The organism is Acetobacterium bakii, from assembly GCF_001263355.1.
GTDB classification, from domain to species: Bacteria; Bacillota; Clostridia; order Eubacteriales; family Eubacteriaceae; genus Acetobacterium; species Acetobacterium bakii.
The window spans coordinates 35,053-43,818 of sequence record NZ_LGYO01000046.1; the positions used below are offsets into that span (position 1 = coordinate 35,053).

Consider the following 8,766-nt stretch of genomic DNA (forward strand, 5'->3'; position numbering starts at 1 on the left):
AATGTCCCTTCGCTACTCATTTTCAACTGCCATTATCTCGGCTTCACTTAAATTAAAATACTGGTATAACCAATCATCAATTTCAGCAAAAACCATGGATAATTCTGCAGTATTTCCTTTATCCATTAATTTTTCTATCTTATCATAAAATTCTTTAAAAAGCTTAGTGTTTTCCTCTGTAATATCCGGGATTCCCAGCTTTAACAGGGTGTTGGGATAATATTCATACAGCTTATCGCCCAGTTTTTTTGCAAAGGATTTAAAATAATAATTGTATAATTGACTGTTGAGTAAAATGACTAAAAATTCCTCGGTAACCCCATGATAAAGTCGTGGCTTGAGAATTAGTCCATAAACATCCGCACTGAAATAACATTTTTGATCATCAATGGCAAAACGATTTTTGTTTGCTTTGTAGGGAAAGACTATTTTACGACCATTAAAATGCTGGGGATCCCGGCCCCATTGAATGAAATGCCAGGGAAGCTTCCCATTCTGACATTCCCTGCGGTTCAAAAGTTTTGGCTTGTATTTCTCCAGATGATCAATCACCCGGGGATACGTCTCAATATCTTCTATCCCATTGGTATAAAGGATTTTTTTCTGCGGCTGGGCCACGGTGAAAACGCCAATATCTTTGTTTTTTATCCATGGTTTTAGCTGATTTTCATCAAAATCGTTGATGGTATCATTGGTGTTATTAAAGATAAACGCTTTATCATTTCCGGTAATAATTCCCTGAAAGCTTTGAACCACATTGTCCAGGGTAAATGGTGCTTTTTCTTCGATTTTTTCAATAATTTTCCGGGTCATAGGAGAATAAAGCCGCCACAAATCGTCTTTTAGGGATTTCTGTTTTACCTCAAATGCTTCCCATGGTGCCAATTCATTGTCATCAGGCCCATTGAGGGAATTAATCAAACGGGAATAATCACTTACTTTATGATTTTTTATATAGAACCGCTTAACCGTGACACAATGATCGTCACTTACTTTTTCTTGCTTCTGCACCTTAATAATGGCCGGATCCACGCCAACTCCCGGAATAATCCGTAAGCCGTTAAAGTCAATGATTTCTTCAACCGCAAAATTATTTTTCAAAAAATGTCTGAGGGGTTTGGCATAATAAGCCTCTAAAAAATAGCGGGATGTAATATGAAGCAATCGTCCCCCGGGTTTAAGTAGCTCCCAGCCGCGATTAATAAAGCAATAGGAAAGATCCCCTTTATCCTGATAAACTTCCGGATATCTGACTTTCAGGCTTTTCATGTAGCTGCAGTCAATTTCCTTATGGCCAACGTATGGAGGGTTCCCAATAATGGCGTCCACGGATCCTGCCGGTACAAGATCTTCAATTAATATATCCCCACATTGAATCCCCAGGGGCTTGACATAATTTTTTCCTTTAAGAACCAGAACCAGTCGTGTTACCAGACAGGCCATCGGGTCCTTATCAATACCGAAAAGACATTTTTCTAAAATTAACTGATGGAGGGTATTTTTTTCAGATAAGCTCTTACCATCTCCAAAAATATCAAATATTTGATCATAACTTGCACTTAAAAGGGACCCGCTCCCACAAGCCGGGTCTAAAACCCGAAATTCATCAATGTCTTTCCCTATTTTATTTTTTTTCAAAAGATTTACAGCCATGAATTCAGCCAGGTTATCCGGGGTGTAGAAAATTCCCTGGTTTTTCTTGTGACTCAGATGAATGCATTCTTCATAAAGCGCTCCGATCATCACCGGGTTTTCCCCTTCAAAGGTTGGCGCTGCAGTTACAAAATCATTCAACCAGTCCCAGATCGCATCGCCCAGCGGCAAGGGAGTTTCGGTCAATTTTTCCCAGAAATTTTCTTCACTTGGATTTCCCTGCCACAGCTCAATAAAATAATCCAAAGTAAAATTCTTTCTAATATTCTTTTCATTCTGTCCAAAATCAATTCGCTGATTATCGGATAAATATTTCAAAAAAATACACTTTACAAGAAAGTGTAAATTGGCATTTGTATTGGTAAGATAATTATATTGTTTTAAAAAACTTGCAATCTTTTCAGATATTCCTGGCAGTTCCATACACACCTCTCTCATTGCGGATGATTTCATCCATATTTTTTTATTATAACATTTTTATTAAGAAAAAGATAAGGAATTGGGCGATTTTTGTCTGAAGATCAAAATGGCATAAAAAAAAGCCGCAACCTAAAGTAGCGGCTTATTGTTCATAGTGGTGCGAGAAACGGGGGTCGAACTTGAATATATCATATAAAGGAAGTAAATAGATGTTAATACTATTAACTTGACAGTTGTTATTCTTGGTTTACTTACAATTAAGGAAAATAGACATAAATAAAATTCATATAAAAATATGTCAAAATTATGTCATCATCGACCAAGCGATTTAAATCTGGTCTTTTCCTTCTTATACTCAAATCTCTAAGCATCCTCGTATATTCTTGAACTTATGAGTGAACAACCAAAATCGAATTTTTTAATTATTTAATTTTTCATCTGTAAGTAAATCAAAAACATCCTGTTCTACATTCGACTTCGCAATTCTAATGTTTTTAAATGCAAGTGCTTTATTTAAATACCACGAAAGAAGCTTAGAATCTTCGATTATTTGCATCTCTTCTTCATCAAGTTCATTCGTTACATCTTCGTAATGCTTTATTATTATCTTTCTTATTGATTCTTCGTCTAAATATTCAAAAATAATCGATTTCCCTATTCTCGATGCAATTGCAGGACCAACCCTTTTTTCCAATTCATCATCTGATGAAAAATTCGATGTAAGTATAAAAACTGTATTTTCCAAATTCACACTATAATTTAAATCGCGATAGAAACCTTCGTCAAAAACTTCATAAAAAGCATTATAAAAATTTGGATGTACTTTATCAAATTCATCGATTAAAACGATATTACTCTCTCTTGACAACAAGTCGCCCGCAAAAGAGGCTTTATTATGTGCGTCACCAAAAATATATTAACAGCTTCATCCGTTTGCATCATTGAAAACTGAATTTTCAGCAATTTTCCACCAAAATATAAACTAATTGCTCTTGCTAATTCTGTTTTCCCAACGCTAGATGGCCCATAAAAGTGAAGAACGATCGGTTTTTTATCGTGTTTTTTAGATAGTTGGTACATACTTGAAAGTACCGAAAATTTTGTGTTTTTCTGGCCAAATACAGTTTTATCTAAATGCTTATGTAATTGTTTTAACTCATTTACATTAAACTGTTTATACTCAGAGTTCACTTCTATAAAAAGCTCTTCATGGAATGCTGATTTTAACGACTTAATCACTCGACGAGGTGGATTTTGAATATAAATATTCTCAATATTGTGAGCGAGTGAAATAATTTGTGTGAAGTTTAAAAGTACATGCTCTAATACAGAAGAAAAGTCGCTTTGCTTTATTATCACATCTTCAACGTCATTTTTTAAATCCGTAAAATATCGGGCATCTTCATTAATAAATCCTTGGTTCGAAGCTCTAATTGTTTCATTATATTGGCTAATTATTTCCGGAAACTGCATCGCAAGATCTAAATCAACTTGATAGCTTTCTAAGCACTCCCTAAAGCCTTGATCTGATCCCCAAAATATAACTATTCTTTCCACTTCTATTCAACCCCCGCCAGAAGCACATCATACAATTCATATTCAAAATATGTGCGGGATGTATCTTCTGATTTCTCATCAAAAAATCTCTTTTGATTATTAGTATTTGAATTATTCTTAAAATCAAGCTCTTTGTCGGTAATAATCCCAACACGAATTGTATATATTGATAAGTTCATCGTCGTTAAATCTGAACTACGGTAATTATTCTTGAGTGCATCCAAATTAAAACGAAATACGGCTTTTCTATCATCTTTAATCCCGATGTATTCAAAATAACCTTTAGCCAATTTGATTGTTTCGTCGAATTTTTCAATGCTTAATTCGATGTTTTCATTTGTACTTATACGGGTACTGCCATTCATCATATGAGTATACACTGAAAACTTTAGCATTTCAGTTAATGAGCCTGCTGGTTCAGTTAAATGATAGCTTTCAAATTTATCAATTGAATTCTCAATTTCTTTACACGCCTCTAGAAAATCAGACAGCACTGTATTTTGGAGGATTGTTTTCGCTAATTTATCAGTATTTGCTGCCGCCGACAAATTGACTTTTCCGCCAACGCTTGCTGAAAACCCAGCAAGCGCTGTAAAAATTGAAGCAAACGGATTGAGTTTTACCTCTGCTGTTAAATCTTCTTCAGCGCGTTTTTGCGTCTCAGATAATAATTCTATTGTTTGAGATAAATTTCATTTTTGAACAATCTGCATATAATCCGTTACTGATCCCTCATCAAAATAAACTACTTTCTTCAAAAATCAACCTCAGTTTTTTTATAATTATACCATTTAATTTTTCAACAGTCTAAATTATATTATATCTCAAAAAACTAAAAAAGACCACCCGAAGGTGGTGTTATTCAGCAAATTATAAGCTTTAGATTTTATCATTATCAGTCAAAATAAAAGAAGTTATCGGATAAAATATTCTGCAGCATGATGGGTCAGATTGTTTGATCCGGTACCTTCTTGTGAGCTTCATACATATGTGATCGCCAGTTATTGAAAACTATTTATTTTGATTGTTTTGACTTTGACTTCGTGTTTTTTCACGTTTTACTTCTGTATAATCATAATTGAATACTAATTTGTACATGTATTCTTGAAATTTGCTGTACCAATCCAAATGTTTACTCATTAACTCTTCATTTTCTTCATCTAATTTAACGAATTCTTTAGTTTCATCGGTAACAAAACACTTGCTTATTAATGTATCAGTAATCTCATTAAATATTTTTATAAACTCCAATATTTCTTTTTTTTCTGAATTTAGCAAGTTAAAATGGAACTTAATGAACTTAGAATATGCATTAGTCATTGAACTTTTTAACGAAACTAAACCGGTTTTTATAGCAAAATTATAATCACCATAATAATACTTATCCTGTTCATTTTTTATTATTAATATAGATGCATTCTGAATGATATCTGTTATTCTCAAATAATTACAAATATCTAGTAAATCTGTGCAATATTGAATTCCGTAGTTTCTGTAATTATTGTTTTCTGACAATTGGCGATCTTTTTCCGCAGATTTTCTTGAATAATTAATTGTTAAAACCACAGCTGCAATTGTTGCTATTGCTCCAAGCAGTACCCCATAATACGATAGAACATCGGCCGCTTCCCATGGAGCATAAATTACTTTATCAGGTTCATTATACGCCCAAATAATTGCAAATGGCCCTGCTATTCCCAACGATAAAAAAATTGCAACTGCCAATATAAACAACAATATATTCTTGAGTTTTTGATTAAATCTTTTTTGCTTTTCCATATCATCACCACCTACATAAAATTATAATGCAAAAAATAAAAAAGCGCCACCCCAAAAGATGGCCTGAATCAATCTATCTAAAATAAGCAAGAATACCATCCAGAATGCCCAGTGCTTCCAATTCAGCCCCGCCGTTATTAAACAGCGCACAATCCGTAGGACAACTGGCGAAACTTGCCTCTGTGATCACAGCTGTCATATCCGTATAAGTAACATCCGAATCATCACGCTGGATCAAACCTCGCTGTTGTAGTCCTAACCGGTTGTAAAGACCGTTCAAGCAAAGCGTGGCCAACCGGATACCGGCGTCACTGTCTGGGTAACAAATTGCGCAGGTTCCAGGAGAACTAGGGTCCCTTGATCCATTGTGGTGGATGGAAACAAAAATATCTGCTCCGGCGTTATTGGCGATAGTCGGGCGATCTGACAGATAAACATGATCATCCGTGGTCCTGGTATAGACTACCCGGGCCCCACGCTCTGCCAGTAACTGGCCCAATCTAAGTGACACGGTTAAATTCATGTCTGATTCTCTTAAATCACCACAAGCCCCTGGATCCGATCCGCCATGGCCGAGCTTAATACAAATAACTTTCCCGGATAGATTTCCAACGGGAGCTGCTGGGGCTAATGGTTCTACAGGTTTTGGTTTTGGTTTTGGTTTTGGTTTTGGTTCTGCCTTTGCAAAATTTCTGATATCCCCAACAGCCAGCTTTACTGATTTCGGCACAATAATGATCTTAATTCCCTCGATCCGTAATCCTAGACCCTCAGTCCCAGCTGGTTCGCCGTTCATTGCCCAATTCATATCTCCATAGTTTTCTGCATGAACGCCATAATAAACATCAAACTCATTTGATGTTTCGCCTGTGAGCCTGATTTTAACGGCTTCAAGTCGTAACCCCTGACCGATTGTCCCCAGCAACTCACCATTCCGCTTTACGTCCGTCCAACCAAAATTTTGGATTTGCCCCTCGTATTCGATACCAAGCTGATCCGAATCGGTTTTAATGCTCAGAGCTTCCAAGCGTTTCGATTTACCGTATGTGCCGCATAACTCGCCGTTTTGAAATAGGCCGATATTGCCAATGTCCTGGACATGGCCGTCATAAATTACATTTGCATTTCCCATATTATTCTTTATCTCCTTCTGTTTTATTTTTCAAGATATCAATCGCTTTAACTAACACCGGGGGGAGATCCACCCCCATGAGGCCAACATTTTCCAATATACTGATGGACTCATTAAACACAAATCCAATTATCACCGCATCCCGTATATAATTTGATCCCAACATAAGATCCAACCGACACGCCACTAGGACAATTAATAAGGTGGTGCCTTTTCTACACAAGCCCTTCCAACCCGCTTTGCTTTCCAATGCACCATTTTCGGTTTTATTGCTGTTCTGGAACACCCCGGCCACAATTAGGCCTGTCACGTAATCTACTGTCATGAATAATACTAATGTCGCCAATCCCGTGTCCCATCCTCCGAATAGTGTCGTAATCATTGCCCCTAACGCCCCGATGACCGATAATGCTCCTGTCTTTATCATTGCTATTTCCATTAATTCATCCTTTCATTTTTGGGTATTAAAAAAACAGCCTAAGCTGCTACAATCAAATCTCCATGTCCTTCTGTAATCAAATATTCGTCAATTCCTGCTTTCAAATCTGATCTTGCTGAAATAACCTCTGCATAGGTGTTTTTGCCCACAGTAATTCTTTTTGCCATAAATGTCGCCATTTTAAATCCCCCTTTATCCTAAAATAATTTCTGCCAAAGCGTCCGACAATGTTTGAATATCTGCCTGCTGTTGAGCTAATTGTTCTTCAATTGATATATACGGTACATAATTCAGATTTTTCACAAATCCACCTGAAGCTGTGTATTTATATTCTTGTATTTTTATCAAATCAATCATTTCAACATCTTCAAAAACTTCACATTCATCTATATAACCAACAATGTATTCAAAACTACCGTCTTTTGCTAAAAAAGAGCCTTCTACCACATTTCGACATCGTCAACCCATGGATGATTGGCCACAATCGTTTTATTGGAAACAACCCCCAAAGAAGCCCCACAATTAGCAATGCTTTCAGATTCATTGATTTTCATGTCCCGGTTAAAAACAATATCGACCTCGACATTTTCATAACCGCCCTGGTTGATCTCATTGAGGTAGATATCCACAAAATAAAGAAGGTTTTCAAAACCCATCTTGAATTCAGTTTCCAAGGCATTACACTTCAGATCAATGCCGGCATACATGAACTTAAGCGCCACGCCGCTGGGAGCACTGCCGAATTTATCCAGATCCTTATTGATGCTCTGGCCATCCTCGATCAGATCCCGCTTCAACTGTTCATAATGTTCCCGCAATGCAGTAATGTCCATAGTTGGGGTTAAAGGTTCCAGACCGCCGCTTTCCTTGTCGTCCAAGGGAATGGCCCGATCCTCGTTAAGCACCCGCATGAATTCATGGAGATCCTGTCCACCATAACCGTACAAAACAAAAATAAGGTTCTTCACTTCTTCCACATAGTTGGCAGCTTCAGATCTGGATTTATCATATTCATCAATCAATGGCTTAACAAAAGACAGGTCTGTCATTTCCACCCGATTATTTTTGAAGGGGATGAAGGGCACTTTTCCCCAGGATACCCACATATCATCCCGTTTAAAATGGGAGATCGGGCCACCGGCATCAATATCATTCGATTTATTGGTATTAAAAAACAATGCATCATCCTGTAAGGTATAGAATGTTACACCGTACACCGTCTTTTGTCCACATTTCCACATTGGTTACCATGGTTTTGTTGGGTCCCTTCCACTTCGTTGATTCATAAACCCGGATCATTCCATCAAGTTCTTTATGGCTGTTGTCTATCCAGATGGGAATGGGGGTGCTATTCAAGTGGAATACTCAGTGTATCCCAAGCTTGCTGAACTTCCCATGTTTGGCTGCTAACTTTTCCGGTGGAGCTTCCAACCTTCTCAATGGTTTTGTCTTCCTGATCCCTGACATACATCAGGTTTTGAGCCCGGATGATGGCAGCATATTGGAGTTGAATATTGTCCCAAACGGCAAAGAAGATCAATCGGGTTTGAATGCTCAATGCAATGCAATGCATGATCTCAATAGTTTCAGATGGAAGCCACTTAGCAAAGAATCCGTGGCGCTCTGCATTTTTATTACCTGGCGGGCCAGTAGTATTCTTATTCCCAATGGGTGCGCCTTTTTCTTGGTTGCAACTTTTTTAGTTGCAGGGTTGCAACCTTGCTTTTCCAGTACCGGGTAGCCCAGGACTTCACAGCTGATAAACTTATTGATTTATACTTAAAAC

11 protein-coding genes are annotated in these 8,766 nt (G+C 37.2%); all 11 read right to left on the reverse strand.

Annotation, left to right across the window (positions count from 1 at the left end):
• Nucleotides 1-12: 12 nt before the first annotated feature.
• Nucleotides 13-2,076 (reverse strand): Eco57I restriction-modification methylase domain-containing protein, encoded by a 2,064-nt coding sequence (locus AKG39_RS16310; RefSeq protein WP_050741475.1) that lies wholly within the window; start codon nt 2,074-2,076, stop codon nt 13-15.
• 415 nt (nt 2,077-2,491) lie between these two features.
• On the reverse strand, nt 2,492-2,941 hold the full coding sequence (locus AKG39_RS19435; RefSeq protein WP_160316209.1) for an AAA family ATPase: 450 nt from the start codon (nt 2,939-2,941) through the stop codon (nt 2,492-2,494).
• Complete coding sequence (locus tag AKG39_RS19440; protein ID WP_083439623.1) at nt 2,914-3,630, reverse strand: P-loop NTPase family protein; 717 nt, start codon at nt 3,628-3,630, stop codon at nt 2,914-2,916. The genes AKG39_RS19435 and AKG39_RS19440 overlap by 28 nt, the downstream gene beginning before the upstream one ends.
• 2 nt (nt 3,631-3,632) lie before the next feature.
• The gene (locus AKG39_RS16320; protein ID WP_242852645.1) at nt 3,633-4,307 is read right to left on the reverse strand and encodes a DUF6414 family protein; all 675 of its coding nucleotides are present in this window, start codon (nt 4,305-4,307) and stop codon (nt 3,633-3,635) included.
• A 334-nt stretch (nt 4,308-4,641) separates the two neighbouring features.
• Entirely contained in the window at nt 4,642-5,409 is a 768-nt protein-coding gene (locus AKG39_RS16325) for a hypothetical protein (RefSeq protein WP_050741477.1), read from the reverse strand.
• Nucleotides 5,410-5,482: 73 nt separating this feature from the next.
• Nucleotides 5,483-6,541, reverse strand: coding sequence for an N-acetylmuramoyl-L-alanine amidase (locus AKG39_RS16330; RefSeq protein WP_050741478.1), 1,059 nt, complete (start codon nt 6,539-6,541; stop codon nt 5,483-5,485).
• 1 nt (nt 6,542) lies between these two features.
• Complete coding sequence (locus AKG39_RS16335) at nt 6,543-6,980, reverse strand: phage holin family protein (protein WP_242852643.1); 438 nt, start codon at nt 6,978-6,980, stop codon at nt 6,543-6,545.
• A 38-nt stretch (nt 6,981-7,018) separates the two neighbouring features.
• Complete coding sequence (locus AKG39_RS20285) at nt 7,019-7,159, reverse strand: hypothetical protein (RefSeq protein ID WP_164730794.1); 141 nt, start codon at nt 7,157-7,159, stop codon at nt 7,019-7,021.
• A 13-nt stretch (nt 7,160-7,172) separates the two neighbouring features.
• Nucleotides 7,173-7,427, reverse strand: a complete 255-nt coding sequence (locus tag AKG39_RS16340; protein ID WP_050741479.1) for a hypothetical protein — start codon at nt 7,425-7,427, stop codon at nt 7,173-7,175.
• Nucleotides 7,421-8,221: a phage portal protein gene (locus tag AKG39_RS16345; RefSeq protein WP_242852644.1), complete on the reverse strand. Its 801-nt coding sequence runs from the start codon at nt 8,219-8,221 to the stop codon at nt 7,421-7,423. Before AKG39_RS16345 ends, AKG39_RS16340 begins: the two co-directional genes overlap by 7 nt.
• A gap of 107 nt (nt 8,222-8,328) precedes the next feature.
• Nucleotides 8,329-8,538, reverse strand: coding sequence for a hypothetical protein (locus tag AKG39_RS16350; RefSeq protein WP_126981280.1), 210 nt, complete (start codon nt 8,536-8,538; stop codon nt 8,329-8,331).
• Between the last annotated feature and the right edge of the window lie 228 nt (nt 8,539-8,766).